Source organism: Rhizobium sp. NXC24 (assembly GCF_002944315.1).
Lineage (GTDB): Bacteria > Pseudomonadota > Alphaproteobacteria > Rhizobiales > Rhizobiaceae > Rhizobium.
Genome location: NZ_CP024311.1, coordinates 3,602,501 through 3,629,297 on the forward strand (window position 1 = coordinate 3,602,501; position 26,797 = coordinate 3,629,297).

Here is a 26,797-nt window from a genome sequence, read left to right on the forward strand (position 1 = left end):
GGGCATCGTACCGGGCGCGAAGGTGGTACAGGGCCAGGTCATCGGCTTCATCGGTTCGACCGGTCTCGCAACCGGGCCGCACCTGCATTACGAGCTGATCGTCAACGGCACCAAGGTCGATCCCTTGCGCGTCCGCCTGCCCGGCGGCAAGTCCTTGGACGGCGAGGCGCTCGCCAAATTCGAGGACGAGCGCAAGCGTATCGACACGCTCCTGAGTGACGAGAAATCGAATCAGGTCGCAAGCAAGGATTGATCCTTAACCGCCCTTCGGCCATCGCGATGGCAACCGGGAATTTCAAGTGACGCTGCGTCTCAGCAGAACAATCAGCTCACCAACGGCATCGTCCGCAGCCTTGCCTCAAAAACGAAATGGCGACCCGAAAGCCGCCATCTGAGTTTATATTCTGAAGCAGCCGCTTACGCCGCTTCGCTGACCGCCTGGCGTGCTCGGAAGAGCAATCGGTCGGAGCCACTGGTGACCTTGACCACCGATCCATCCGGCACTTGACCCGAGAGGATTTGTTCGGCGAGCGGGTCCTGGACATATTTCTGGATCACCCGCTTCAGCGGCCGTGCGCCGTAAACCGGATCGTACCCCTTGTTAGCCAGCCAATTGCGGGCATCGTCGTCGAGCTCGAGCGCGATCTTGCGCTCCGACAACAGCTTCAAGAGCCGCTCCAGTTGGATGTTGACGATCGCCCCCATCTCTTCGCGCTTCAGGCGATGGAACAGGATGATCTCGTCGACTCGGTTCAGGAACTCCGGCCGGAAATGCGACCGCACCACATCCATCACCTGCTCACGCACCAGGTCGCTGTCATCCCCTTCCTTCAATTGCGTCAGGTATTCGGCGCCGAGGTTCGAGGTCATGATGATCATGGTATTGCGGAAATCAACCGTGCGGCCCTGGCCGTCCGTCAAGCGCCCGTCGTCCAGAACCTGCAGCAGGACGTTGAAGACATCGGGATGCGCCTTCTCGATCTCGTCGAACAGCACGACCTGATAGGGCCGGCGGCGGACGGATTCGGTCAGCGCGCCGCCCTCCTCATAGCCCACATAGCCGGGAGGAGCGCCGATCAGCCGAGCAACGGAGTGCTTCTCCATGTACTCGGACATATCCATGCGCACCATCGCCGTCTCGTCGTCGAAGAGGAAGCGGGCAAGCGCCTTGGTGAGCTCCGTCTTGCCGACGCCGGTCGGGCCGAGGAAGATGAACGAGCCGATCGGGCGGTTCGGATCCTGCAGACCCGCACGCGAGCGGCGAACGGCGCGCGATACCGCCTGGACAGCATCACCCTGACCGACGACCCACCTGGCGAGTTCGTCTTCCATCCGAAGCAGCTTGTCGCGTTCGCCTTCCAGCATCTTGTCCACGGGAATCCCGGTCCAGCGGGAGACGACATGGGCGATATTGTCGGCGGTGACGACTTCCTGCACCATGGAATCGCGACCTCCGTCCTGCTCTTCGGCAGCCTGGAGATCCTTCTCCAGGTTCGGGATCACGCCATAGGCAAGCTCGCCGGCGCGCTGGAATTCACCCTTCCGCTGGGCGATTGCCAGTTCGTTGCGGGCTTCGTCGAGCTTTTTCTTCAGATCGGCGGCAAGGCCCAGCTTCTGCTTTTCGGCCTGCCAGCGTGCGGTCAGCGCATCGGCCTCCTCTTCAAGCGTAGCCAGGTCGGTCTCCAGCCGCTTCAGCCGGTCGGCCGAGGACTGGTCGGTCTCCTTCTTCAGCGCTTCGCGCTCGATCTTGAGCTGGATGATGCGGCGATCGAGTTCGTCGAGTTCTTCGGGCTTCGAATCCACCTGCATGCGCAGGCGCGCGGCGGCTTCGTCCATCAGGTCGATGGCCTTGTCCGGCAGGAAGCGGTCGGTGATATAGCGGTTCGACAAGGTTGCGGCGGCCACCAGGGCGGCATCGGCGATGCGGACCTTGTGGTGCTGCTCGTATTTTTCCTTGAGGCCACGCAGGATCGAGATCGTGTCCTCGACCGTCGGCTCCTCGACCATGACCGGCTGGAAACGACGAGCGAGCGCCGGATCCTTCTCGACATGCTTGCGGTATTCATCGAGCGTGGTCGCGCCGACGCAATGCAGCTCGCCGCGGGCAAGCGCGGGCTTCAAGAGGTTCGACGCATCCATGGCACCATCGGCCTTGCCGGCACCGACCAAGGTATGCATCTCGTCGATGAAGAGGATGATCTCGCCGTTTTCCGACTGCACCTCGTTGAGCACGGCCTTCAGCCGCTCTTCGAATTCACCACGGAACTTCGCACCGGCAATCAACGCGCCCATGTCGAGCGCCATCAGCTTCTTGTCCTTCAGCGATTCAGGCACATCGCCGTTGACGATGCGCAACGCCAGGCCTTCGACGATCGCCGTCTTGCCGACGCCGGGTTCGCCGATCAGAACCGGATTATTCTTTGTGCGGCGAGAGAGGACCTGGATGGTGCGGCGGATTTCGTCGTCGCGGCCGATCACCGGATCGAGCTTGCCCTCGCGAGCCTCGCCAGTGAGGTCGCGGGCATATTTCTTCAAGGAGTCGAAGCCCTGTTCCGCATTGGCGGAATCAGCGGTGCGGCCCTTGCGAATGTCATTGATGACCTGATTGAGCCCGAGGGGTGTAACGCCGGCCTTCTTCAAAGCGGCTGACGTCGATGCCGAAGGCTCCATCGCCAAGGCCTGCAACAGGCGTTCGACGGTGACGAAACTATCGCCGGCCTTCTTTGCGGCATCTTCGGCCGTGGTGAACACCTTGGCGAGCGGCTGGGAAAGGTAAACCTGGCCATCGCCACCGGACACTTTCGGCAATTTGGCAAGTGCGCCGTCATTGGCAAGACGCGCGGCCTTGGCATCGCCTCCGGCACGTTCGATCAACGACGCAGCCATGCCCTGATCGTCGTCCAGAAGCACCTTCAGCACATGTTCGGGAGTGAATTGCTGGTGACCCTGCGCCAGCGCACTGGTCTGCGCGGATTGCAAAAAGCCACGCACCCGCTCGGAGTATTTTTCAATATTCATATCGGACCTCCATGAATCGCCCTGCCCTTAATGGCACAGACCGATGACTGAGATTGAGCCCCCTGAAAAGGCAGACCCCGCCCGCCGCTTATTGGGATTTGCGGCGAAGCAACTGGGAAGAATATGGGAGGAGCTTTGAAAAGTTTAAAGAGCAGCAGAAATGAAAAACCCGCAGTCATCCCCGCTGCTAACCCTGCCAACTTGCCTTTTGGAAAAGCCTGAGTGAGTTTCTCATGCCGAGCATTTTTCAGAAGAGGTACGTCTAACACCTGGGGGACAAGTTGATGGAAATCCGCACGATAAATTCCTTGGCCGATTTCGAAGAAGCACACGCGCTTATCGATGCCATGAGCAAATGGGACGCGGAACAGTCTCGTAAGTTCGGGGTGCCAGATTCCGAGCTGATCGAATATATCTATGGGCACACACCCGAAACCCTGATGAAAAAGTTCAACGACCGCGATGCGGGTTTCTTTCTGGCGCGCATGGGCGAAAGCATTGCAGGGTGTGCCGGCTACTCGAAATCAGATGACGGCATTGCAGAACTGCAGAAAATGTATGTTCGCCCGGAGGCACGCGGCAAAGGCGTTGCAAGGAGCCTGATGACGGCCTGCTTGGCCGCGATCCGCAATGATGGATACACGACTGTGCGTCTGGAGACGGTGACGTTTATGAGCGAGGCCATAGCCCTGTACGATGCCTTTGGCTTTAAAAGAAGCGGCCACTTCCGCTCGGTTCCACCGAGCCTGCAGCCCATTACCATCTTCATGGAAAGACAAATCTAACGGATAGCGTCCTCACAGAGGATGCGAGGCAAGGCCGACCGGTAGCGCAAAACAAAAAACAGTCGCAAAGTCGAGGTTCTGCGACCGACTTTGCGACTGTTGGTATTCCACATTTTGATTAGGGGCTGGGACTGATGTCGCAGCCACCTGTTCACTCAAGCGGTTCTTATTCCGAGGCAGCGTCTGCCAAAGCCGGCGCATCGCTCGGAGCGGCTTCGCCCTTGCCTTCGCCATCGGCGCTGCGGCGCGGCTGGCGGCGGGGGCGGTTGCCGGCGTTGCGGCGGCGCGGCTGGCGCTCGGTCGCAGCGGCAGGCGTCTCTTCTTCGATCGCCACCTCGGCCGGGATACCCTCGATCACCGGCTGCGGGCCGGTACCATCGATGACTTCCGGCTCGGGAGCCGGAGCCGCGGCAACGGCGGGGGCAGGCTGCTGACGCGCCTGAGGCTGAGCCATCTGCGGCTGGTCGTCCATCTCGTTCGCATCGATGTCATCGATGTCGCGATCGGCGTTGTCACGATCGTTGTAGTTATGATGCTCATCGCGCTGATAGCGCTCCTGCATCTGCGCCTGGGCGCTGGCAATGATCCGATTATAGTGTTCAGCGTGCTGGAGATAGTTTTCCGCCATGACGCGGTCGCCGGAGCTTTGCGCATCGCGGGCGAGAGCTGAATACTTCTCGGCAATATGCTGCGCGGTTCCGCGAATTTTCACATCTGGACCGGAGCTGTCGTAAGTCCTGGTCAGCGGGTTCGAGCCCTTGCGGTTGAAATTATTGTTATTGTTATTTCCGCCGCCGCCGCCGTTGTTGCCACGCCCCCGACCGCGCTTGTTCTGCTGTCCTGGCCTCATAGATCCTTCACCTGAATTCTCTTCGTTGGGATGAAATTATGCACGGCACCTGCCGCCGTGGCCGGAACCTTCCAAGCCAGGGCCTGCGTGCCGCAAGCAAACCGCGCCTTAAGCGCCCGTCTGCCGCTCGACTACGTCAGATTAACTGATCACGCATTGGGTTATCTTCAACCTTTGACACTCTTATCAGAGAGTGGATCCCCGAGGCTGTCCAAGAGAGGCGAATCGTCTCGCCTATTCCCAGCCGCCCAACGCGTGAGCGCAACCTATATTGCTTCCTCAGGAAATCCAAGCCTTTTCTTTGCGATAACAACAAGGTCCCTTGGACCTGCAGCAAATTGTCGCGTCAATCTTGATGTTTAAACACGAGAACTCGGTCGTTATGACCGTAGTCCCGAACTGCGTCGATTAGGAAAAATCCTGCTCCTTCAAAAACCGAAGTCACCGTTTTGCGCTGATCATGACCGATTTCAACTCCGACAATACCATCTCGGTGTAGAAACCGCGCCGCATCCTTTGCGATTGCTCTGTATGCATCGAGCCCATCTAGGCCACCGTCGAGAGCTGCCGGAGGATCGAAATTCTTTACTTCTGGAGCGAGGGTGGAAATGATCCTGGACTCAATATAGGGCGGATTTGAGACAATCACGTGAAATCGACCGTGGATGGCTTCAAACCAACTTCCCTGCACAGTTTCAAACCGTGTTGCCAAGCCATTACGCGCTGCATTCGCCCGCGCCGTTTCCAAAGCTTCGCCAGAAATATCGGAACCTATGCCTGTCGCCTGCGGACATTCGTGGAGCAAAGCGAGGCAGATGGCCCCGGTTCCCGTTCCGATGTCGAGTATATGGATATTCCCGAGCTCTAATGCAAGACGTCGCGCATACGGAAGGACGGTATCGACCAAGATTTCCGTATCGGGCCGCGGCTCGAGCGTTGCCGGCGAGAGCTTCAACGGCAGGCCGTAGAATTCCCGTTCGCCCAGGATACGATGCACCGGCTCGTGATTGAGCCGCCGCACCACCGCCGCCCGCGCCGTTTCCACGCGATCCGGTGCCACCCTCTCGGAACCGCGGGTGACGAGCTCGGTCGACGAAAGATCGAGAAGGCCGCCGACGAGGATGCGCGCCTCGGTGGCGGGATCATCGAGATCGGCCTCGATAAACCGGGCACGCACCTCCTGGAAAAGCTCAGCGATGGTCGGCCCCTGCCCGCTCGTCATGCCTGTTCGCCGAGCTGGGCGAGCTGGCTCGCCTGATAATCCGCCAGAAGCGCGTCGACCACCTCGTCGATCTCGCCCTCCATCATGCGATCGAGCTTATAGAGTGTCAGGTTGATGCGGTGGTCAGTGACGCGGCCCTGCGGGAAATTATAGGTGCGGATGCGCTCGGAGCGGTCACCGGAACCGACCTGGCTCTTGCGGTCGGCGGACCTTTCACTGTCGGCGCGCTGGCGCTCCATGTCGAAGAGGCGCGACCGCAGCACCTGCATCGCCTTGGCGCGGTTTTGATGCTGCGATTTTTCCGAACTTGTCACCACGATCCCGGAGGGAAGATGGGTGATGCGTACCGCCGAGTCCGTTGTGTTGACGTGCTGGCCGCCGGCACCGGAGGAGCGCATGGTATCGATGCGGATATCCTCGGGACGGATTTCAATATCGATTTCCTCGGCCTCAGGCAGCACGGCCACGGTTGCCGCCGATGTATGGATGCGACCGCCCGCCTCGGTTTCCGGAACACGCTGCACGCGATGCACACCGGATTCGAATTTCAGCCGCGAGAATACGCCCTTGCCGCTAATCGTGGCGATGATTTCCTTGTAGCCGCCTGCCTCGCCTTCGCTGGCCGAGAGGATTTCGACCTTCCAGCCATTGTTCGCCGCGAAGCGCTCGTACATCCGGAAAAGATCGCCGGCGAAAAGGGCTGCTTCGGAACCGCCAGTGCCGGCGCGAATTTCCAGGATCGCGCTCTTCTCATCGGCGGCATCCTTCGGCAGCAGCAGGATCTGGATGTCTTTCTCCAGCGTCTCGATCCGCTCCTTGACCTCCGGCAGTTCCATCTCGGCAAGATCCCGCATCTCGCGGTCGACCGACTTGTCGGCAAGCATGGTTTCGAGATCCGAAGCCTCGGCGATCGCCTTCTCGTAGTCGCGGATCTTGGTGACGACCGGCTGCAATTCGGAATATTCGGAAGCAAGCTTCACATAGACGTCCGCTGACGGCCCCGCCGACATACGCGCTTCGATCTCGCCGAAACGGCGCTCCAATTCGCGCATTTTTTCAATGGGAAGATTCGCCACCCCACGCTCCGATTCTTCTTATTCGTTCTGTTCTACAATGGAATATTGTGGCTCTCGGCGAAGCGGGCAAGAATATCGCGCATAGAGGTTGTCGGACGCGTGTCGTTCAGCGCCTCTTCCATCACCTCGGTCAATGCCTGGAGGTCGAGACCCAGCAGCATCGCCTTGACCGGACCGATGGATGCCGGCGACATCGACACCGAGCGGAAACCGACGCCCAGCAGCGCCATGGCCGAAATTGTCTTGCCGGCAAGTTCGCCGCAAAGCGTCACCGGCGTCTTGTTGCGCTCGCCGGCACGCACGATGTCCCGCAAGATGCGCAGGAATGGGCGTCCAAGCGGATCGAAACGGTCCGCGACGCGCGCATTGCCGCGATCGACCGCCATCGAGAACTGGAAGAGATCGTTGGAGCCGACCGAGACGAAGTCGACCGCCGCCATCAGCTCGTCCAACTGCCACAACAGCGCCGGCACTTCCAGCATCGCACCGAACTGCAGCTTCCGCGGCAGGCTATGGCCGAAGCGCGACAGATGCTGCACTTCCTTCTGCACGAGCTCGCGCACCGCTTCGATCTCGGAAACTTCCGTGACCATTGGCACCATCATCTTCAACTCGCTATCAGCGGCCGCCTTCAGCATAGCGCGCAACTGCGTGCGCAGCAGGCCGGGCCGATCGAGCGACAGGCGAATGGCGCGCCAGCCGAGCGCCGGATTCTCTTCCTCATGGGCGCGGAAATAGGGCACGACCTTGTCGCCGCCGATATCGAGCGTCCTGAAGGTAACGACGTGGCCACCCGCCTGCTTCATGACATTGCGGTAGAAAGCTTCCTGCTCCTCCGCTTTCGGCATGGTCGACGCGATCATGAACTGCAATTCGGTACGGAAGAGGCCGATGCCTTCCGCGCCGGATTCGGCAAGCTGCGGCAGGTCGACCAGCAGACCGGCATTCATCAGAAGCGAAATGCGCTGCCCGTCCTTGGTGACCGGTTCGACGGAACGGAGCGCCCGGAACTGTTCCTGCCGGCGGGCGCGGAAGCGCACCTTTTCCTCGTAGGAGCGCTGATGATCGGCCATCGGCCGCAGGTGCACATGGCCGCCATCGCCGTCGATGATGACGGGATCGCCGTTTTCGGCAAGCGCCACCACCCCCGCCGCTTGGCCGACGACCGGGATGCCCATGGCGCGGGCGACGATGACGACATGGCTGGTGACGGCGCCCTCTTCCAGCACCAGACCGCGAATATTGGCGCGGGGATAGTCAAGCAGCTCGGCGGCACCCATGGCGCGCGCAAAGATGATCGCATCGTTCGGGAAACCCTCGGCGGCGGTGCGGCCGGAATAGCCGATCAACTGCCTGAGCAGCCGGTTCGCCAGATCCTCGAAGTCATGCATGCGCTCGCGCAGATAAGGATCGGTCAGGCGCATCATCCGCGCCTTGGTATCGCTCTGCACCTTCTCGACCGCGGCTTCCGCGGTCAGGCCGTTGCGGACGGCCTCTTCCAGCTTGCGCACCCAGCCCTGGTCGTGGGCAAACATGCGGTAGGTTTCCAGCACCTCGCGATGCTCGCCTTCCATCGAAACGTCACGGCGCGACAGCATGTCGTCAATCGAGATGCGCAGGGAGCCAAGCGCATCCGCGAGACGGCGGATTTCTTTCTCGGTATCCTCGTTCAGGAGATTGGTAACGACGATGCGTGGCTCGTGCAGCACGACATAGCCGAGGCCGATGCCTTCATTATAGCTGTCGCCGTCGATGGTGACGGAGCGGGTGAGATCGAGTTCGAGGCCCGGCTTGGTGATCTTCTTCAGCTCGCCGGTGGCGATCATTTCCGCCAGTACCATCGCCGTCGTTTCGAGCGCTTCGAGCTCTTCCTCGCGATAGTTGCGGCTCGCCTTGTTCTGGACGACGAGAACGCCGAGCGAGCGGCCCGTGCGCAGGATCGGCACGCCGAGGAAGGAGTGGTAGACCTCTTCACCGGTTTCCGGCAGGTAGCGGAAGGCGGGATGCGACTGCGCGTCGGAAAGATTGAGCGGTTGAGCGGAAGCGGCGATCGTGCCGACGAGACCTTGGCCCATCTTCAGTTGCGACAGATGGACGGCTTCTTTTTTCAGACCTTCGGTGGCGTAAAGCTCGAGCACACCATCGGCGCGCAACACGTAGACCGAGCAGACTTCCGCGACCATGTTGCTGGCGATCTGGCGGACGATCCGGTCAAGACGCTCTTGCGGCTCCAGCGGCTCCGCCATGAGTTCGCGCAGCCGCTTGAGCAGAACGCGTGGACCGCCGGATAGGTCTCTCATTGCGTCTCTAGCTCCTGAATCAAGATATTGCCAGACTTGCCCACGTCAGGGCCGGCCGAAACTCGCCTCCGTTGCGGTCCGTCGTCAGCAGTCCTGAATCAACTCTTATCCAGACCGTAGCAGGAATGCAAAGTCCTGACTGCCAGTTCTGCATAAGGACCGTCGATTAGGATGGAAATCTTGATTTCCGACGTCGTAATGGCCTTGATGTTGATGCCTTTTTCGGCAAGTGCCCGGAAAGCGGTCGCAGCAACGCCAGCGTGCGAACGCATGCCAATGCCGATGACCGAGACTTTGACGAGACCTGATTCGTTTTGGATAACGTCGTAGCCGATCTTGTCCTTGTTTTCGCCGAGAACGCGCAGCGCCTTTTCGACATCGCCCGAAGGAACCGTGAAGGTCATATCGGTCTTGGAACCGTCCTCGGAGATGTTCTGGACGATCATGTCGACGTTGATGTGGCTTTCGGCCAACGGCCCGAAGATCGCAGCGGAGACGCCCGGCCGGTCGGCAAGACGGCGCAGCGAGATCTGGGCTTCATCCTTGGCATAGGCAATGCCGGTGACTACTTCCTGTTCCACGATTTCTTCCTCGTCACAAATCAGCGTTCCGGGCGGGTTGAGCAGATCGCCCATGCCCGGAGCATCGGGATCTTCAAAAGAGGAGCGCACGAAGGTGCGAACCTTAAAGACCATGGCCAGTTCGACAGAGCGCACCTGCAGCACCTTGGCGCCGAGCGAGGCCATTTCCAGCATTTCTTCGAAGGCGATCTTCTTCAGACGCCGCGCCTTCGGCTCGATGCGCGGGTCGGTCGTGTAGACGCCATCGACATCGGTATAGATATCGCAGCGATCAGCCTTCACGGCCGCGGCGATCGCCACCGCCGATGTATCGGAACCGCCGCGACCGAGCGTCGAAACCCGATTGTCGGGCCCCAGACCCTGGAAGCCGGCGACGACGGCCACCTGGCCCTCTTGCATGCGGCGGACCATTTCGCCGCCATCGATTTCGAGAATGCGCGCCGCGCCATGGGCGTTGTCGGTGCGGATCGGGATCTGCCAGCCCTGCCAGGAGCGGGCATTGATGCCCATCGCCTGCAGCGCGATCGCTAGCAGTCCGGAGGTCACCTGCTCGCCGGAAGCGACGACAGCATCATATTCGCGAGCATCATAGATCGAGTGGTCGGCACCGGCGACCTTGGGCGTATTCTGCACCCAGCCGACCAGTTCGTTGGTCTTGCCGGACATGGCGGAAACGACGACTGCGACCTCGTGGCCCGCATCGACCTCGCGTTTTACATGGCGGGCGACATTCTTGATACGGTCCAGATCCGCGACGGATGTCCCGCCGAATTTCATCACGATACGTGCCATGTGCCTCTACCAGTACCAGCGCCGGGCGGTCGAAATGGTGTAGGCCCGGCATGCAAAATCGCCCTTCCGGTCCATTAGCCGGAAAAGCCTGATCTCAATGGGGGCGTCTCTTAACGAGTTTGGCGGGCGGGTGCAATAGTGCCGACCAGTCGGCTTTCAAGCCTTCGCACTTAATAGTTCACCTTCAGGCTCGACCAGAGCCTGTTGAGGAGCGCACCCTCCTCGGTAATGCAGGATGACTGATCCACTTGTCATTTTAGAGCGTATGCTCTATATCTCGTTATGGAGCAAACGCTCCAGAATTATTCGACTGCGAGCAGATTGCGAGAACTCCCATGGCAAGACCCCGGCAATTTGATGAGGATAACGTTCTGGAAGCAGCCGGCGAAATATTCTGGTCGAAGGGTTACGAGGCAACCTCGACTCGCGATCTGACCGACCGCATGGGGTTGACGCATGCGAGCCTCTACAATGCTTTTGGTGACAAGCGCGGCCTCTATCTGAGGGCACTGAAGCACTATCTCGACCGGAACCTGCATGCCCGCATCGCACGGATGGAGGCAGCCTATTCGCCGGGCTTTAGCATTGTCGGCTACTTCCAGGAAGTGGTCGAGCGTTCCCTTGCCGATACCGAACATCGCGGCTGCATGCTGGTCAACACGACCCTGGAGGCGCGTTCCGATGATCCGGAAATGCGGCGTGTCGTTGCCGACGAGACGGCCGAGATCGAAGCCTTTTTTCTTCGTTCAATCATCGCCGCCCAGAAAAACGGTGAAATTCCCGCAAACCTGCCACCGGAGGACGTCGCCAAACTGCTGCTCTCCGTACAGTTCGGTTTGCGCGCCCTTGTCCGCGTCCGTCCCGAGCGCGAACTGCTGGACGGCATCCTGCGGCCGGCAATGGCCATGCTGACCTTGCCCTGGCCGCTGCCTGGAAGCAATCCGGATGGATAAGCCTCCTCCATAACCCCTCTCTTTAGGAAACATCGAAACCGGAGGCGGCAAAGCCCGCTCCGAACAGGGAAGCTTTTGCGCCATGTCCGCCCCCTTACGTCATTTGAGCCAGTCTCTTTCCACTACCGAGCCAGCGTCCCTTACCGCAGGCGCCTGGTATGCCACCATCGCCGGCCTCTGCGGCAGCCTCGTCGCCATCGGTCTCGCCCGCTTCGCCTATACGCCGCTCATCCCGCCGCTCATTAGCGCGCACTGGTTTTCGGCTGGCGATACGGTGACGCTCGGCGCTGCCAATTTTGCCGGATACCTCGCCGGTGCGTTGCTCGGGCGGCCATTAGCTGCCGGCCTTGGTAATCGTCTGGCGCTACGGCTGCTGATGGTCGCCGCGACCGCCGCCTTTTTCGCCTGCGCCTTCCCAGTTTCCGTCACCTGGTTCTTTGCCTGGCGTTTCCTCTCCGGTCTTGCCGGCGGCGCCATCATGGTGTTGGTCGCGACCAGCATCCTGCCGCACATCCCGGTCGCCCGCCGCGGCTTTGTCAGCGGCATGATTTTCCTCGGCCTCGGTCTCGGCATCGCCGCCTCGGGTACCCTGGTGCCCGCATTGCTGCGTCTCGGTCTTCGCGAAACCTGGATCGGTCTTGGGGTCCTGTCGCTCATCCTGACCGTCGTCAGTTGGTTCGGCTGGCCGGCGACCAATCCGCCGCTACCGGCTGCACACGCGGCAACCCACCATCATCCCGCCGCAAAGACTAAATGGTCGCTGCGCATCCTCTATGGCCAATATGCCGCCAATGCCCTCGGCCTCGTGCCCGTCATGGTGCTGCTGGTCGATTATATCGCCCGCGGTCTCGGCCGCGGCGCCGATATCGGCGCGGCCTGCTGGGTGCTCTATGGCGTTGCCGCCATTACCGGTCCGGTATTGACCGGCTATGCTGCCGACCGCATCGGCTTCGCCTCCGCCTATCGCGGCGCTCTGCTGCTTCAGGCGGTCGGCGACGCCATTTTGGCGGCATCCGGCAATCCCTGGCTGGTCGGCTTTGCCACGGTGCTGCTCGGCGTCTTTACGCCAGGCATCGTACCCTTGGTGCTCGGTCGCATCCACGAAATCCTGCCGCACAGCCATGTCGCCCAACGCGCAGCCTGGAGCCGAGCAACGACGGCTTTCGCTCTTTGCCAGGCGCTCGGCGGCTATGGCTATTCCTATCTCTTCATCCATACCGGCGAAGATTACAGCATCATCTTCCTTTGTGGTGCGGTAGCACTTGTCCTTGCTTTGCTGGCTGACGTCTTGAACGGCGTGAAGCGTCGCAAAAACCGGGCACAATGAAAAATTGAACCTGGCAATGCCTGCTTCAGGCCCATGTCAGACAGGAAAAGGATAGTCCGCGCACGTTAACTTCAGAGAGCAACCCTCATGACTTCAAATCGTGCCCTTGGCTATTCCACTATTCAAATCTCATTGCATTGGATCATTGCCGCATTGGTTCTGTTTCAGCTCCTGTTTGGAGAGAGCATGACCACGGTGGTCGACGCGCAGGCAACGGGTGCCAAAGTTTCGTCGGCGGACGTGTCGATGGGTACGGCGCATTATTGGGTGGGAATCACAGTTCTATTGCTCGTTCTTCTGCGCCTTGTCTTGCGCGTCGCATTCGGAACGCCCAAGCCTGCCGGCGCCTCCACACTGTTGGTAAAGCTTGCCGCTGCGGCGCATTGGCTATTCTACGCGCTTCTGCTGCTCGTTCCCCTGACCGGCCTGCTGGCCTATTATTTCTCCGATCCCTTTGGCGATATTCATGGCCTGGGCAAGCCCGCATTCATCATCCTCATCGGCCTGCATGCCGCCGGCGCCCTCTACCATCAGTTTCTGCTGAAAGATGGAACGCTGCGCCGCATGCTCGTTCCGGCGCGCTGACGATAGCAGCCCATAGCCGCTGAGACAGTCCGACCCTTGACATCGGCTTCCGATCGTCCGACTTCACATCTACCAGGGTGTCACCTGCATAATTGTGCAGGCAGGTGACGCAGCGTAGACCAAGGAGCGAGACCATGACCGAAGCGGCGAAAAGCACGATCGACCAGAGCGAAGTGGATCGCTTTTCCGCAATGGCGGCGGAATGGTGGAGCCCGACTGGCAAGTTCAAGCCGCTGCACAAGTTCAATCCGGTGCGGCTCGTCTATATCCGCGACCATGCCTGCGAGAATTTCGGCCGCGACCCGAAGAGCGCTCGGCCGCTGGAGGGCCTGCGCGTGCTCGATATCGGCTGCGGCGGCGGATTGCTGTCGGAGCCCGTGGCACGCATGGGCGCCTCGGTCGTCGGCGCCGACCCTTCCGAAAAGAACATCGGCATCGCCTCAACACATGCGAAAGCCTCCGGCGTTCCCGTCGACTATCGCGCCGTCACCGCCGAACAACTGGCCGAAGCCGGAGAGACCTTCGATATCGTGCTGAACATGGAAGTGGTCGAGCATGTTGCCGATGTCGAGTTTTTCCTTTCGACCTGCGCCAAGATGGTGCGCCCCGGCGGCCTGATGTTCGTCGCCACCATCAACCGGACCATGAAGGCGGCGGCGCTCGCCATCTTCGCCGCCGAAAACCTCCTGCGCTGGCTGCCGCGCGGCACGCATCAATATGAGAAGCTTGTCCGCCCCGAAGAGATCGAAAAACCGCTCGCCGCAAACGGACTCGACATCATCGCCCGCACCGGCGTCTTCTATTCGCCGCTGCAGGACCGATGGAACCTGTCGAAGGACATGGATGTGAACTATATGCTGCTAGCGAAGCGGGCGGGGTGAAATCGTCTTCTCGCCGGAAGCTGGGAGTTTTGCGTTAGGCTTTCAGCGCCAGGACATACGCCAGCAAATCACCCTGGCGCTCAGCATTTTTCGCCGCGATCTCCTTTACCCTGCCGCGGTCGATCGCCGCCGGCCGACCGTCAGCAACAAAGGGCTGCTTGAACGAAAAGGCGGCCGCACTCGGCCCTTCGTCGTGAAGCCGCTCCAGCCGCTCGACGCCATCCTTCCATTCCGGAACGACATCGGCATCCACCCACCATAGAACCAGCGGCGGCCAATCTTGTTTCACGTTCCAGTACCGCGCATGCTTCAGCGCATCGGCGTGGACGCCGTTATAGCTGAAAGCCATCAGGGATTCGATATCGGTCCAAAGAGACAGGGAAGACGGGGCTGTCGCAAAGCCACTGCCTTCGATGAAGCGTGGGAAAACCTGCCTGCCCCAGCATGCCGGTCCCGGGTCGCCATCGTAACCGGAGCGGCCGATAAAGCCATGGGCGCGGGCGGCAGCCTCAAAGTTTGCCGCTTCCCGCAGGCGAAATCCTTCGACCGCGGGGCTGTTATAGGGCGCGACATGCAGCCCGAAATTATACATTGCGAGATGTTTGCCGTGCTGCGGCATCAGTTGATATCGTCCGGCAATACCGGGATAGCGGCGATCTCGATGCCCTCTTCGACCAGCGACTGCGCCTCGTCCGGCGTCGCCTTGCCGATGATGCCCCTCGCATCCGCCTCGCCGTAGTGGATCTTGCGGGCCTCTTCCGGGAACTTCGTGCCGACGTCCTCGGCATTCGCCTTGATGGCGTCGACGGCCTCCTTGAGTTTGTTCAAGGCTTCCTTGCGCGCAGTGTCCATGGCAAGCGTCTGCAGCTCCTCCTTCTTGCGCGCGGTGGAAACCGACGGCGCCATCAGAAGTTTGGAGATCGCACCTGAATTGCAGACGGGGCAGGTCAGGAAACCGCTTGCAACCTGCCGGTCGAAGTCGGCGCTTTCCGAAAACCAGCCCTCGAACTCATGGGCACTGTCACATCTCAGCGAATAACGGATCAAGCAGCGACGCCTCCAGCCGCCGGCGTCGCGATCTTCTCCAGCGAGAATTCGCGCGCATTCTTAAGATTGGGGATTTTGTCGTGGGCGGATTTGACAGCGGCGACGTCGATCTCGGCGATGACAACTGCCTCGCCCGTGCCTCCAGCCGATGCCAGTATCTTGCCCCAGGGGTCGATGATCATCGAGTGACCAAAGGTCTCGCGGCCATCCTCATGCAATCCCGCCTGGGCGGCGGCAATGACGAACATGCCGTTTTCGATAGCGCGCGCCCTAAGCAGGATTTCCCAATGCGCCTCGCCTGTCTGTCTGGTGAAGGCGGCCGGCACCGTCATCACTTCGGCGCCTGCAACGGCCTGGGCGCGGAAGAGCTGCGGGAAGCGCACGTCGTAGCAGATGGAGAAACCGAGCTCGGCAAAGGGCAGCGACACGATGCGCGCCTCGGAGCCGGGACGATAGACCGCGCTTTCGCGCCAGCTCTCGCCATTGTCGAGATCGACGTCGAACATGTGGATCTTGTCGTAACGGCTGAGCAGCTTGCCATCGGGGCCGAAGAGAAAGCCGCGATTGGCGATCTTGCCATCATCGAGCGCGATCGCGGTCGAGCCGACATGCACGTAGATGCCAAGCTCCTGGGCCAGCTCCGCGGCCGTCTTGACGATAATATCATTGGCTTCGTCACGCAGCACCGCCCGCAGGCCCGGCCGATCCTTCTGCACCGCCCCGGTCATTTCCGGCGTCTGCACATAGACGGCGCCTTTTGCCGCTGCCTCGCGGACCAGCCGCGCCATGTCGGCGGCGTTCCTCACCGGATCGACACCGGAGCACATCTGAATGGCGGCGGCTTTGAAGGTCATCATTTTCTCCCGTTTGACTTGGTTCAGGCAGCGAGCAGCGGATCGAGCTTGCCGGCCCGGTCGAGCGCATGAATATCGTCGCATCCGCCGACATGCTCGCCATTGATGAAGATCTGCGGAAAGGTCGACCGACCCTTGGCCTTCGAAATCATCTCCTGGCGCAGCTCGGGCGAATAGGTGGCATTGTGCTCGACATAATCGACGCCCTTGGAGTCGAGCAGCGATTTTGCCCGGGCGCAATAGCCGCAGAATTCACGCGTATAGATGACAACGGATGCCATGCTTCACTCCAGAAAAAAGACAGGTTTACTGTCATATAAGATCACCGACAGCCCTTGCAAAGGTCAAAACCGTAACGTCAGCCGCACCGGCTTTTTTCAGCACTTTCGTCGCCGCCGCAACCGTTGCGCCGGTCGTATAGACGTCATCGATCAGCACGATGCGACGACCGAAGACATCGCCGGCACGGCCGTCGGGGATGGCGAAAGCGCCACGCACATTGTCCTGGCGCGCCCTCGCCCCGAGGCCGACTTGCTGGGTCGTCCGCTTGATGCGCAACAGCGTCGCGGCAAGGAGCGGCTTGCCGGAAAGCCGCGCCAAGTGGCGGGCAAGTTCCGCCGCCTGATTATATTTGCGCGAGAAGAGCCGTGCCCGATGCAGCGGCACCGCAATGATGGCATCACAGGCGGCGACCGTGCCGTCGCTGGCGCGCAGCATCCAACCGGCCATCATCGGCGCCAGATCGGTGCGGTCGCGATATTTCAATCCGAGCACAAGATCGCGAACCACCCCGTCGTGAATGGCGGCCGAGCGCAACCGATCGAACACCGGCGGATCTGCGATCGCCTCGGCGCTCAGGATTCCCGTACCGAGATCATGGGAAAACGGACTGCCCAGCACTTCGCAATAGGGCCGCTCGATGAAGCGGATGCCGGACCAGCAGGCGGGGCAAAGGCTACGATGTGCGCCCGTCGAAACGCCACAGCCGGCGCAAGCCGGCGGATAGACGAGATCGGCCAGCGCCGACCACGGCTTCATCAAGCCGGCCCGCAACATCGATACCGTGATTTCGCGTCCCATCATCCCCATATGGTTGACACTAGCTTTTTCCTGACGCCTTTGCGAAGGAAAACACGCGTGGCCGCCAGGCTCCATCAAATGAAATAGTGATCGCAGGAAATCGCCATGGAAATCGTGTTCGACCAATCGTTGCTCGCCGCCCGCAGGCGTCGCGCGCTTGCCCAGGGGGACCAGAAGGCGGCTTTCCTGCTGGAGATCGCCGCCCGCGAACTGGCGGAACGGCTTGCCGTCATCGAACGGCATTTCAACGAGGCGGTCGAACTGCACGGCGCAACCGGGATTGCCGCGCGTGAAGCCTTGGCGACCGGCAAGATCGGCCATATCAGGCGCATCGAAAGCGAGACGGGCTTTGCTGCCCATGGCGAAGAGCTGATCCAAGCACCATTGGAGGAAGTGCCGCTGGAGGCGGACTCGGTAAACCTCGTGCTATCGCCGCTCAGCCTGCATATCACCAACGATACGCCGGGCGTCTTCATCCAAATCCGCCGCGCGCTGAAGGCCGACGGCCTGTTTCTGGCCGCGATCCCAGGCTTCGGCACATTGCGGGAACTGCGCGACGTGCTGCTCGCGACCGAGATCGAGCTGACCGGCGGCGCCAGCCCACGCGTCATTCCCTTTGCCGAGGTTCGCGATGTCGGTGGGCTGCTGCAGCGCGCAGGGTTTACCCTGCCTGTGATCGACGCCGAAACCTATACAGTGCGCTACGACAATCTCTTTGCGCTGATGCGCGATTTGCGTGCCATGGGCATGACCAATCCGCTGGCCGACCGCAGCCGCAAGCCGCTGACGCGCGCCTTCTTCCTGCGCGCCGCCGAACTTTATGCCGAACGCTATTCCGATCCCGACGGGAGAATACGGGCGACCTTCTCGATCATCTACGCATCCGGCTGGACGCCGCATGAAAGCCAGCAGAAACCGCTGCAGCCCGGCTCAGCCAAGGCACGGCTTGCCGACGCGCTAAGGGTCGAGGAGCACAAACTGAAACAGTGATCGGATGAGAGCCGGTTCGCTTACCCAGGCGACCCCGTCAATTAGCCGGCGAATTAGTGACCGTGTTGGAGATGTAATTGAACATCGTCGACAGGCTGCCGCCGAAAGCGCCGACGCCGCTGATGATCGCCACCGACATCAGCGCGACGATCAGGCCATATTCGATGACCGTGGCACCGGTCTTGTCACGAAAAAAACGCCGTACGGAACGCATACGCTTCAAACTCCCAACATCTGAAAACGAGCGTATCCGGCGCCTTCATGCACCCAATAGGCTTTACCAGTATAATGTCAGCAACCGCTGTCGGCGCCATAGCCTTGAACGATGCAGACTGAACCGGGCTCCTGCTGCAGCACGCTGCGACGGATCGTGTAACGCTTGCCATTTTCCGTCTGCGGGATGGAGCCGGTAGTAATATTGTCGAAATCGGGCGCACTGGCGAGCACGCTAGACTTGGATTTGTCGGAAAGCATCGGCGTCAGGATAAGCGAAAGCGCGACCGCCGCCGTTCCGAACAGCAAGGCGATATTCAACGCGCCCGTCTTGCGCGACGAGGAATAGGACTGTTCTTTTTCCTGAACAGCTTTCCAGAAATCGTCGTCCATAATGTCAAGCCTTCTTTAACGCACACACCAACCGCTTGATTGAGATCATTCAATGCCAGAAGGTCATAAACGATCCCTTAATATCCACATGTAAATTAGATATGCGTTGAGTCGCAGGGCAAGGCTTGACGGGAACCAACTAATTGATATCGCGAAATTAATTTCAATTAACCACGTTTGGTTGGTTGTGATTTTGCAAACAGCAACTGCGGTAACGATCCCGTTATGGGATGAGATCCGCCACGGCTTCCCCCATACCCGCCTTTAGCGTGCCCATGCGAGGGCTTTCGCTACCCTAGCTCACAAAGCTCTTCACACGCGATTTGCAGTCGCCGGAATACACTGAGACAGGTTTATAGGCAGAGGCGCCAGAGCGCGCCATCGCTCAGGAAGGCTTTAGAGAAGATCCTGCAGGAACGGGATCAATGGCTCGTCGGCCGGCGGCATCGGGTAGTCGCGCAGCGCCTGTGGCCGCACCCATTTGATCGCCTGGCCCTCGCGGCCATGCGCAATGCCCTCATAGCGCCGGCAGATATAAAGAGGCATCAGCAGATGGAAGGTTTCGTAGGTATGGCTGGCAAAGGTCAGCGGCGCCAGGCAGGCGATCTTCGTCTGGATGCCGAGCTCTTCCTCGAGTTCACGCACGAGCGTCTCTTCGGGCGTCTCGCCTGCCTCGACCTTGCCGCCGGGGAACTCCCAAAGGCCTGCGAGCGATTTTCCCTCCGGCCGCTGCGCCAGAAGAATGCGGCCGTCGGTGTCGATCAGCGCGCAGGCAGCGACGAGAATGATCTTGCGGCCCGCCTCGCTCATGCTTCCCCCGGAGAGCGCCAGTAGCAGTAGCGATAGGCCTCGCGGAAACCAAATCGGGCATAAAGCGCCAGCGCCGGTTCGTTGGAGGCGCCGACCTGAAGCCAGGCAGTCCGGGCGCTGCGCATGCGCGCCCAACGAAGCGCCGACGTCAGGATCTCGATCGCCAATCCCTTGCGCCGGTGCTCGGCCGCCACCGACACCGACATGATGCCGGCGAGGTCGTTATCCTGCACGCAAAGCGTCGTCGCCACCGGTCCGGCCTCGTCATTCTCGATGACGAAAAGGCCCGACGGCGGCTTGATCCCGCTGACCACCTCGGCCAAGGCAGGCTTGAGAGCGAGATCGGCTTTATCCACCAAAAGGCTCGCGTCGACATAGCGGCCGACATCATGGCTCGGCAGATGATCCAGCGTATCCGGCAGTTCGAGATCGATGAGATCGGCGGTCATGACAATGGTTTCTTCGAACCGCGTCCAGCCCTGGCGCAGCAACAGCTCGATCAGCATCGGCGAGGCGAGCGGCGTCTCGCGCACCACCATCGGCCGGCCATAGGCTTCGAACTTGCGCTGCGCCTTCGTCAGCCGGATGTCCAGATCGCGGCAGTCGGAGGGATCGAGCGGCACGACGCAGTTCAGCCGCTTCGACGGATGGCCCGCCGTCAACCGCACCTGCCAACTGCCATCATACTGCACGGACGAGGCAGGCCATGCCCGGAAGCCAACGGCTTCGAGCCTGCGCACCAAAGGCAGCTTGTTCATCGTGGACTGCGCATGCATGGGAAGGATATCAGCTCCGGTAGTCGCCATTGATGGCAACATATTCCTTGGTGAGGTCGCAGGTCCAGACCGTCGCCCGGCCATTGCCAAGCCCAAGGTCGACTTTCACAGGAATATCCTGCTGCTTCATCACGTTGGAGGCTGCTTCCTCGGAATAGGAGGCATCGCGTTCGCCATTGACGGCAACACGGACATCGCCAAACCAGATGGCGAGCCTGTCGCGGTCGGCCAATTCGCCGGCCTTGCCGACGGCCATGACGACACGGCCCCAATTGGCGTCCTCGCCGGCAGCCGCGGTCTTGACCAGCGGCGAATTGGCAATCGAGAGCGCAATGCGCTTGGCGGCGGCGTCATTCTCGGCGCCGGTCACGGTGATCTCGAGCATCTTGGTGGCGCCTTCACCGTCGCGAACGACCTGGATGGCGAGATCCTTCAAAAGCTCGTTCAGTGCCGTGCGGAAAGCGGCAAGCTTGGGATCGTCGGCGCGCTCGATCCGTGCTTGGCCGTCAGCGGCGGCAGCACCGGTGGCGAACAGCATCAGCGTGTCCGATGTCGAGGTGTCGCTGTCCACCGTCATCGAATTGAAGCTCGGATCAACACCTTCGGAAAGCAGCGTCTGCAGCGCGGCGGAGGAAATATCGGCGTCGGTGACGACGAAGGAGAGCATCGTCGCCATGTCGGGCGCGATCATGCCGGCACCCTTGGCGATACCGTTGATGGTGACCTTGACGCCGCCGATCTCGGCACTGCGGGTTGCGACCTTCGGATAGGTATCCGTCGTCATGATCGCTTTTGCGGCCTCGAACCAGAAATCGCTGGTCGCATCCTTCGCCATGGTGTCGAGCACGCCGGCAAATTTGGTCGCGTCCAACGGCTCGCCGATCACGCCCGTCGAGGCAAGGTAAACTTCGTTTTCGCCGCAACCGACGGCAGCGGCCGCCGACTTGGCGGTGAGTTCGGTCGCCTGACGACCCTTGAGGCCGGTGAAAGCATTGGCATTGCCGGAATTGACGACGACGGCGCGGGCGCTGCCGTGCGGCAGGTTCGAGCGGCAGAAATCGACGGGGGCCGAAGGGCACTTAGAGCGGGTGAAGACACCCGCGACGGCAGCCGGCTTGTCGAAAACCATGAGAAGGACGTCTGTCCGGTTCTTGTATTTGATACCGGCGGATGCCGTGGTCATGCGCACGCCACGCAAGGCCGGCATGGACACGAAGGATTTGGGAGCGAGCGGAGAGACGGAACCGGACATGAGACCACCTGAACGAGCATGATGCCGAAAAGTAGGCGGTTTTCGGATGACATCATGTTTGATTCTGGAGCGGATTCAGATTTTGGGTCGATACGACCTAAAATCATCCGGCTCCAGTGAAAGGCCCGGAAAAACCGGGCCTTGATGATTTGACTGCTGCGACTTACTGCTGCGGCTGAGCGTCAGGGGCGACTGCGTCGTCTGCCGGCGCCTGGTCCTGCTGCTTCTGCGCATCATCATAGGCCTTGCTCAGCGCCGGGTCATTGATGACGACCTTCGATTCCTGCTTGGCCTTGTTCAGGAGCTCAAGATACTTGTCGCGCATGACGAGCTGACGAACCTGATCCTTCACTTGGTCGAACGGCGGCGGCGGAGCGACGCGCTTGTCTTCGACCTTGATGACGTGCCAGCCGAAATCGGACTTCACCGGGGTCTTGGTGTAGGTGCCGACCGGCAGCGCGAAGGCTGCGTCTTCGAATTCCTTGACCATGCGGCCACGGGCGAAATAGCCGAGATCGCCGCCGTCGGCCTTGTTCGGGTCGGTCGACTTTTCCTTGGCAAGTTCGGCAAAATCCTTGCCGGCGTCGAGTTCCTTGATGATTGCCTTGGCTTCATCTTCGGTCTTCACCAGGATGTGGCGTGCGTGGACCTCTTCCTGCTTCGGCAGGGCGGCGACTTCCTTGTCGTAGCGAGCCTTGACCTCATCGTCCTTGATCGCGTCGGCGACATGGGCCTTAAAATAGGCGTTGTGCAGCTCGCGATCGCGCAGATAGGCCATGTGCGACTGGAAGTCCGGCGTCTGGTCGAGTTTTTCGGCAGCCGCGTCCTTGGCGAGCAGCTTGACATCGATCGAAGCCGAAAGTGCCGCGACCTTCTTCTGCTCGTCGGGAAGCTGGCCAAGCTGCGGGTCGAGATTGGCGATCGCCAGATCAAGCTCGGATTGATGGATTTCAACATCGCCGACCTTGGCGACAACTGGGTCCTTGGCATCCGCCGCAAAGACCGGCGCCTGGAAGGTAACGATTGTTGCAAAGGCAACCGCAGCAAGTTTGTTGTAACTCAGCATAAAATAACCTTTCGGTGGTCTTGACCGGCTCACAGTAATGAATCCGGTAGGAAAAGCCTTCAGCAGGAGAATGTGGCCTTTCTGTATCGGCCAATTCCCGTTGACATCAATCGACCCCCCTCTTATCTGTCACGCAACCTCGCGTCCAGAACAGTTTCCGGGCGTTTTGTGCTATACTCCCGATTTTTTCAGGGACGGATGAAGCAGAAAACGACAGGATGAAATCTCAGAAAGGACCAGTCATATGGTCAGCATAGGTGGAATTGCCCGCAAGTTGTTTGGCTCGTCCAACGACCGCCGCGTTAAGTCATTCCAGCCGAATGTCGTTGCGATCAACGCGCTCGAAGAAAAGATGCGCGCCTTGTCTGACGAAGCTTTGGCCGCCAAGACGGTAGAGTTCCGCCAGCAGCTTGCCGACGGCAAGACGCTGGACGACCTTCTCGTACCCGCATTTGCCGTCGTGCGCGAGGCTTCGCGGCGCGTTCTCGGTATGCGACCTTTTGACGTACAGCTCATCGGCGGCATGATCCTGCATTCGAATGCGATCGCCGAGATGAAGACGGGCGAAGGCAAGACGCTGGTCGCGACCCTGCCTGTCTACTTGAATGCGCTTGCCGGCAAGGGCGTTCATGTCGTCACCGTCAACGACTACCTGGCACAGCGCGACAGCGGCAATATGGGCCGCATCTATGGCTTTCTCGGCCTGACCACTGGCGTCATCATTCACGGCCTGTCGGATGAGGAGCGCCGTGACGCTTATGCCTGCGACATTACCTACGGCACCAACAACGAACTCGGCTTCGACTATCTGCGCGACAATATGAAATACGATCGTGGCCAGATGGTGCAGCGCGGTCATAATTTCGCGATCGTCGACGAAGTGGACTCGATCCTCGTCGATGAGGCGCGCACGCCGCTCATCATTTCCGGCCCGCTCGACGACCGCTCCGATCTCTATACGACGATCGACGCCTTCATTCCGCGCCTGTCGAAGGACGATTACGAGATCGACGAAAAGCAGCGCTCGGCCAACTTCTCCGAAGACGGCACCGAAAAGCTGGAAAACATGCTGCGTGACGCCGGCTTGCTGAAGGCTGAATCGCTCTACGACGTCGAAAACGTCGCGATCGTCCACCACGTCAACAACGCGCTCAAGGCCCACAAGCTCTTCCAGCGCGACAAGGACTATATCGTCCGCAACGGCGAAGTCGTCATCATCGACGAATTCACCGGCCGCATGATGCCGGGCCGCCGCTATTCGGACGGCCAGCACCAGGCATTGGAAGCCAAGGAACGGGTACAGATCCAGCCGGAAAACCAGACCTTGGCGCAGATCACCTTCCAGAATTATTTCCGCATGTACGGCAAGCTCGCCGGCATGACCGGCACGGCATCGACGGAAGCGGAAGAATTCGGCAACATCTATGGCCTCGACGTAGTCGAAGTGCCGACCAACCTGCCGATCCAGCGTCTCGACGAGGACGACGAGGTCTATCGTACGCACGACGAGAAGTATAAGGCGATCATCACCGAGATTTTGGACGCCCACAAGCGCGGCCAGCCGGTGCTCGTCGGTACCACCTCGATCGAAAAGTCCGAGCTTCTTGCCGACCGCATGCGCAAGCAGGGCTTCAGCAACTTCCAGGTTCTGAACGCCCGCTACCATGAGCAGGAAGCTTATATCGTCGCGCAGGCCGGCGTTCCCGGCGCCGTGACGATCGCTACCAACATGGCTGGCCGCGGTACCGACATTCAGCTCGGCGGCAACCTCGAAATGCGCGTCGAACGCGATTTGGACGAGATGGAGCCCGGTCCGGAGCGCGATGCGGCTGTCGCCAAGATCGCCGAAGAGATCAAGGAGCTCAAGCAGCAGGCTTTGACCGCCGGCGGTCTCTACGTCATCGCCACCGAACGCCATGAAAGCCGCCGCATCGACAATCAGTTGCGCGGTCGTTCCGGCCGTCAGGGCGACCCCGGCCGTTCGAAATTCTACCTGTCGCTTCAGGACGACCTGATGCGTATCTTCGGCTCCGACCGCATGGACGGCATGCTGCAGAAGCTCGGCCTCAAGGAAGGCGAAGCGATCGTCCATCCCTGGATCAACAAGGCCCTCGAACGCGCCCAGAAGAAGGTCGAAGCCCGCAACTTCGATATCCGCAAGAACGTTCTGAAGTACGACGACGTGCTGAACGATCAGCGCAAGGTCATCTTCGAACAGCGTGTCGAGCTCATGGATGCAACGGATCTTTCCGAAACCGTCGGCGATATGCGCCACGAGGTCATCGAAGATCTGGTTTCCAAGCACATCCCCGAGCGCGCCTATGCCGAGCAGTGGGATGCCGACGGCCTGAAGGCCGGCGTCGCCAACTTCTTCGACATGGACATGCCGGTGCATGACTGGGTCAAGGAAGAAGGTATCGGCGAAGACGATATCCGCGCCCGTCTGACGGAAGCCGCCGACAAGGCCGCTGCGGAAAAGGCCGAGCGCTTCGGTCCGGAAATCATGACCTATGTCGAGCGCTCCATTGTGCTGCAGACGCTGGACAATCTCTGGCGCGAGCACATCGTCAACCTCGACCATCTGCGCTCCGTCATTGGCTTCCGCGGTTATGCCCAGCGCGATCCGCTGCAGGAATACAAGGCCGAGGCCTTCGAACTCTTCCAGTCGCTTCTGAACAACCTGCGCCAGGCCGTCACCGGTCAGTTGTCGCGCGTCGAACTGGTGCAGCAGCCGGCCGAGCCGCAGACGCTGCCTATGCAGGCGCGCCATATCGATGCCACGACCGGCGAAGACGAATTCGCGCCGCTCAGCCTCGTCAACGAAAACGTCGTCGCCCCGGAAAACCGCGATCCGCAAAATCCGGCAACCTGGGGCCGCGTCGGCCGCAACGAAACCTGCCCCTGCGGTTCCGGCAAGAAATACAAGCATTGCCACGGGGCGTTCGAGAGCAGCGAAGTGGTTTGAGATTTCGCAATCTCTCGGCAATGATCAAAATGCCGCCTTCGGGCGGCATTTTTTATGCGCGATTTTTGCCTGATGCGCAGAGATCGCTATTTTGCAGATGCGCCAAAGCGTTTCAGCAGGAAATCGATCATGCTGCGCAGTTTCGCGGTGGGCCGACGGTCCAGCGCATAGAGCATGTACATCGGCGAAGCGATGGGCGTCCATTCGGGCAGAACCTGCACAAGGCGACCTCTAGCAAGATCATCGGCGAGCATGACTTCCGGCTGCAGGACGATACCCGCGCCATTCAAGGCCGCGACTCGCAGCGCATCGCCATTGTCGGCGGATAATCGTCCTCTCACATCCGGCCGCCATTCGCCATCCGGACCGAACAAATACCATTGGTCGCGCCGGCGCCAATAGGAGAGGCCGAGGCAGTCATGCGAGGATAGATCCCTGGGGTGCATCGGCCTCCCCCGCCGCTCCAGATAGGCGGCAGATGCAGCCATTATTCTTCGATAGGGCTGCAGAGGGCGCGCCACCAGATCAGCCTCGGCGACCTCGCCGATCCGAATTCCGAGTTCGCACCCTTCTCGCGACAGGTCCGGCACCCCATTGTCCAGCACGACGTCCACGCTCACTGCCGGATACATGGCGAGATAATCGGAAAGTGCCGGCATCAGGCGATGACTTCCGAATGTGACGGGAGAGACGATGCGCAGGAGGCCACGAGGCTCGGCCTGCAGCTCGCTCGCGCTTGCGTCAGCCAGTTGCACATCGGCCAACACCTGCTTGCAGCGTTCGTAATAGAGACGGCCGATTTCGGTTAGCTGCTGGCGGCGGGTGGTTCGATGCAGTAGGCGGGCTCCCAGGCGCTCCTCTATGGCCCGCACCTGCTTGCCCGCCATGGTGGGGGTCACTCCGGCAGCGTCGGCGGCGGCGCTAAAGCTGCCGTGTTCGACCACCCGCACAAACATCGTCATGGCGGATAATTTGTCCATA

The 26,797-nt window shown here is 60.5% G+C and carries 26 protein-coding genes (1 of these 26 only partly in view); 8 read left to right on the forward strand and 18 right to left on the reverse strand.

The window, feature by feature from the left end; all coding sequences use genetic code 11:
- Positions 1-253: the final stretch of a M23 family metallopeptidase gene (locus tag NXC24_RS17650; protein WP_104824469.1), read on the forward strand. 1,697 nt of this gene lie to the left of the window's left edge; the window shows 253 of its 1,950 coding nt (coding positions 1,698-1,950); its start codon lies off the left edge, out of view; its stop codon occupies positions 251-253.
- A gap of 164 nt (positions 254-417) precedes the next feature.
- Here the strand turns inward: NXC24_RS17650 and clpB are convergent, their stop codons facing one another.
- The gene (gene clpB / locus NXC24_RS17655) at positions 418-3,018 is read right to left on the reverse strand and encodes an ATP-dependent chaperone ClpB (protein WP_104824470.1); all 2,601 of its coding nucleotides are present in this window, start codon (positions 3,016-3,018) and stop codon (positions 418-420) included.
- A gap of 284 nt (positions 3,019-3,302) precedes the next feature.
- Here clpB and NXC24_RS17660 point away from each other — a divergent pair, with 284 nt between their 5' ends.
- Positions 3,303-3,803 (forward strand): GNAT family N-acetyltransferase, encoded by a 501-nt coding sequence (locus NXC24_RS17660; RefSeq protein WP_104824471.1) that lies wholly within the window; start codon positions 3,303-3,305, stop codon positions 3,801-3,803.
- A gap of 166 nt (positions 3,804-3,969) precedes the next feature.
- Here NXC24_RS17660 and NXC24_RS17665 read toward each other — a convergent pair whose 3' ends face one another.
- From NXC24_RS17665 to NXC24_RS17685, 5 genes are all read right to left on the reverse strand, one after another.
- On the reverse strand, positions 3,970-4,653 hold the full coding sequence (locus NXC24_RS17665; RefSeq protein WP_104824472.1) for a DUF4167 domain-containing protein: 684 nt from the start codon (positions 4,651-4,653) through the stop codon (positions 3,970-3,972).
- Between the two features lie 346 nt (positions 4,654-4,999).
- Positions 5,000-5,875 carry a peptide chain release factor N(5)-glutamine methyltransferase gene (gene prmC / locus NXC24_RS17670; protein WP_104824473.1) on the reverse strand — a complete coding sequence of 292 codons (876 nt, stop codon included), beginning with the start codon at positions 5,873-5,875 and terminating at the stop codon, positions 5,000-5,002.
- Positions 5,872-6,951 carry a peptide chain release factor 1 gene (prfA, locus tag NXC24_RS17675; RefSeq protein ID WP_104824474.1) on the reverse strand — a complete coding sequence of 360 codons (1,080 nt, stop codon included), beginning with the start codon at positions 6,949-6,951 and terminating at the stop codon, positions 5,872-5,874. The genes prmC and prfA overlap by 4 nt, the downstream gene beginning before the upstream one ends.
- A 32-nt stretch (positions 6,952-6,983) precedes the next feature.
- Positions 6,984-9,251, reverse strand: coding sequence for a phosphoenolpyruvate--protein phosphotransferase (gene ptsP / locus NXC24_RS17680; RefSeq protein WP_104824475.1), 2,268 nt, complete (start codon positions 9,249-9,251; stop codon positions 6,984-6,986).
- 98 nt (positions 9,252-9,349) lie between these two features.
- Complete coding sequence (locus NXC24_RS17685; protein WP_104824476.1) at positions 9,350-10,624, reverse strand: aspartate kinase; 1,275 nt, start codon at positions 10,622-10,624, stop codon at positions 9,350-9,352.
- A 335-nt stretch (positions 10,625-10,959) separates the two neighbouring features.
- On the opposite strand from NXC24_RS17685, the gene NXC24_RS17690 reads away from it, so the two are divergent.
- The 4 genes from NXC24_RS17690 to ubiG all read left to right on the forward strand — a co-directional run bounded on the left by NXC24_RS17690 (position 10,960) and on the right by ubiG (position 14,370).
- Positions 10,960-11,577 carry a TetR/AcrR family transcriptional regulator gene (locus NXC24_RS17690; RefSeq protein ID WP_104824477.1) on the forward strand — a complete coding sequence of 206 codons (618 nt, stop codon included), beginning with the start codon at positions 10,960-10,962 and terminating at the stop codon, positions 11,575-11,577.
- A gap of 82 nt (positions 11,578-11,659) precedes the next feature.
- Positions 11,660-12,904, forward strand: coding sequence for a YbfB/YjiJ family MFS transporter (locus NXC24_RS17695; protein WP_104824478.1), 1,245 nt, complete (start codon positions 11,660-11,662; stop codon positions 12,902-12,904).
- A gap of 87 nt (positions 12,905-12,991) precedes the next feature.
- Positions 12,992-13,489: a cytochrome b/b6 domain-containing protein gene (locus NXC24_RS17700; RefSeq protein ID WP_104824479.1), complete on the forward strand. Its 498-nt coding sequence runs from the start codon at positions 12,992-12,994 to the stop codon at positions 13,487-13,489.
- Positions 13,490-13,623: 134 nt separating this feature from the next.
- Positions 13,624-14,370 carry a bifunctional 2-polyprenyl-6-hydroxyphenol methylase/3-demethylubiquinol 3-O-methyltransferase UbiG gene (ubiG, locus tag NXC24_RS17705; RefSeq protein WP_104824480.1) on the forward strand — a complete coding sequence of 249 codons (747 nt, stop codon included), beginning with the start codon at positions 13,624-13,626 and terminating at the stop codon, positions 14,368-14,370.
- A 34-nt stretch (positions 14,371-14,404) separates the two neighbouring features.
- On the opposite strand, the gene NXC24_RS17710 is transcribed toward ubiG, so the two are convergent.
- From NXC24_RS17710 to NXC24_RS17730, 5 genes are read right to left on the reverse strand one after another with little or no spacing between them, the layout of a single operon-like run.
- Positions 14,405-14,989, reverse strand: coding sequence for a DUF3291 domain-containing protein (locus tag NXC24_RS17710; protein WP_104824481.1), 585 nt, complete (start codon positions 14,987-14,989; stop codon positions 14,405-14,407).
- Positions 14,989-15,417, reverse strand: a complete 429-nt coding sequence (locus NXC24_RS17715) for a DUF1178 family protein (protein ID WP_104824482.1) — start codon at positions 15,415-15,417, stop codon at positions 14,989-14,991. The genes NXC24_RS17710 and NXC24_RS17715 overlap by 1 nt, the downstream gene beginning before the upstream one ends.
- On the reverse strand, positions 15,414-16,271 hold the full coding sequence (locus NXC24_RS17720) for a carbon-nitrogen hydrolase family protein (protein ID WP_104824483.1): 858 nt from the start codon (positions 16,269-16,271) through the stop codon (positions 15,414-15,416). Before NXC24_RS17720 ends, NXC24_RS17715 begins: the two co-directional genes overlap by 4 nt.
- A gap of 23 nt (positions 16,272-16,294) precedes the next feature.
- Positions 16,295-16,552, reverse strand: coding sequence for a glutaredoxin 3 (gene grxC / locus NXC24_RS17725; RefSeq protein WP_104824484.1), 258 nt, complete (start codon positions 16,550-16,552; stop codon positions 16,295-16,297).
- Between the two features lie 31 nt (positions 16,553-16,583).
- On the reverse strand, positions 16,584-17,360 hold the full coding sequence (locus tag NXC24_RS17730) for a ComF family protein (protein ID WP_104824485.1): 777 nt from the start codon (positions 17,358-17,360) through the stop codon (positions 16,584-16,586).
- A gap of 96 nt (positions 17,361-17,456) precedes the next feature.
- On the opposite strand from NXC24_RS17730, the gene NXC24_RS17735 reads away from it, so the two are divergent.
- On the forward strand, positions 17,457-18,341 hold the full coding sequence (locus NXC24_RS17735) for a methyltransferase domain-containing protein (RefSeq protein WP_104824486.1): 885 nt from the start codon (positions 17,457-17,459) through the stop codon (positions 18,339-18,341).
- Between the two features lie 37 nt (positions 18,342-18,378).
- Here the strand turns inward: NXC24_RS17735 and NXC24_RS17740 are convergent, their stop codons facing one another.
- The 6 genes from NXC24_RS17740 to NXC24_RS17765 all read right to left on the reverse strand — a co-directional run bounded on the left by NXC24_RS17740 (position 18,379) and on the right by NXC24_RS17765 (position 22,851).
- Positions 18,379-18,555: a Flp family type IVb pilin gene (locus NXC24_RS17740; RefSeq protein ID WP_104824487.1), complete on the reverse strand. Its 177-nt coding sequence runs from the start codon at positions 18,553-18,555 to the stop codon at positions 18,379-18,381.
- Positions 18,556-18,632: 77 nt separating this feature from the next.
- Entirely contained in the window at positions 18,633-18,947 is a 315-nt protein-coding gene (locus tag NXC24_RS17745) for a hypothetical protein (protein ID WP_028754944.1), read from the reverse strand.
- Positions 18,948-19,343: 396 nt separating this feature from the next.
- Positions 19,344-19,757: an 8-oxo-dGTP diphosphatase MutT gene (gene mutT, locus NXC24_RS17750; protein WP_104824488.1), complete on the reverse strand. Its 414-nt coding sequence runs from the start codon at positions 19,755-19,757 to the stop codon at positions 19,344-19,346.
- Complete coding sequence (locus tag NXC24_RS17755) at positions 19,754-20,563, reverse strand: GNAT family N-acetyltransferase (RefSeq protein ID WP_104824489.1); 810 nt, start codon at positions 20,561-20,563, stop codon at positions 19,754-19,756. Before NXC24_RS17755 ends, mutT begins: the two co-directional genes overlap by 4 nt.
- Complete coding sequence (argJ, locus tag NXC24_RS17760) at positions 20,544-21,785, reverse strand: bifunctional glutamate N-acetyltransferase/amino-acid acetyltransferase ArgJ (RefSeq protein ID WP_104824490.1); 1,242 nt, start codon at positions 21,783-21,785, stop codon at positions 20,544-20,546. Before argJ ends, NXC24_RS17755 begins: the two co-directional genes overlap by 20 nt.
- A 163-nt stretch (positions 21,786-21,948) precedes the next feature.
- Positions 21,949-22,851: a peptidylprolyl isomerase gene (locus NXC24_RS17765; protein WP_104824491.1), complete on the reverse strand. Its 903-nt coding sequence runs from the start codon at positions 22,849-22,851 to the stop codon at positions 21,949-21,951.
- A gap of 244 nt (positions 22,852-23,095) precedes the next feature.
- Here NXC24_RS17765 and secA point away from each other — a divergent pair, with 244 nt between their 5' ends.
- Positions 23,096-25,816: a preprotein translocase subunit SecA gene (secA, locus tag NXC24_RS17770; RefSeq protein ID WP_104824492.1), complete on the forward strand. Its 2,721-nt coding sequence runs from the start codon at positions 23,096-23,098 to the stop codon at positions 25,814-25,816.
- An 86-nt stretch (positions 25,817-25,902) separates the two neighbouring features.
- Here secA and NXC24_RS17775 read toward each other — a convergent pair whose 3' ends face one another.
- A complete protein-coding gene (locus NXC24_RS17775) occupies positions 25,903-26,796 on the reverse strand; it encodes a LysR family transcriptional regulator (protein WP_104824493.1) in 894 nt (297 codons plus the stop codon).
- Position 26,797: the final 1 nt, after the last annotated feature.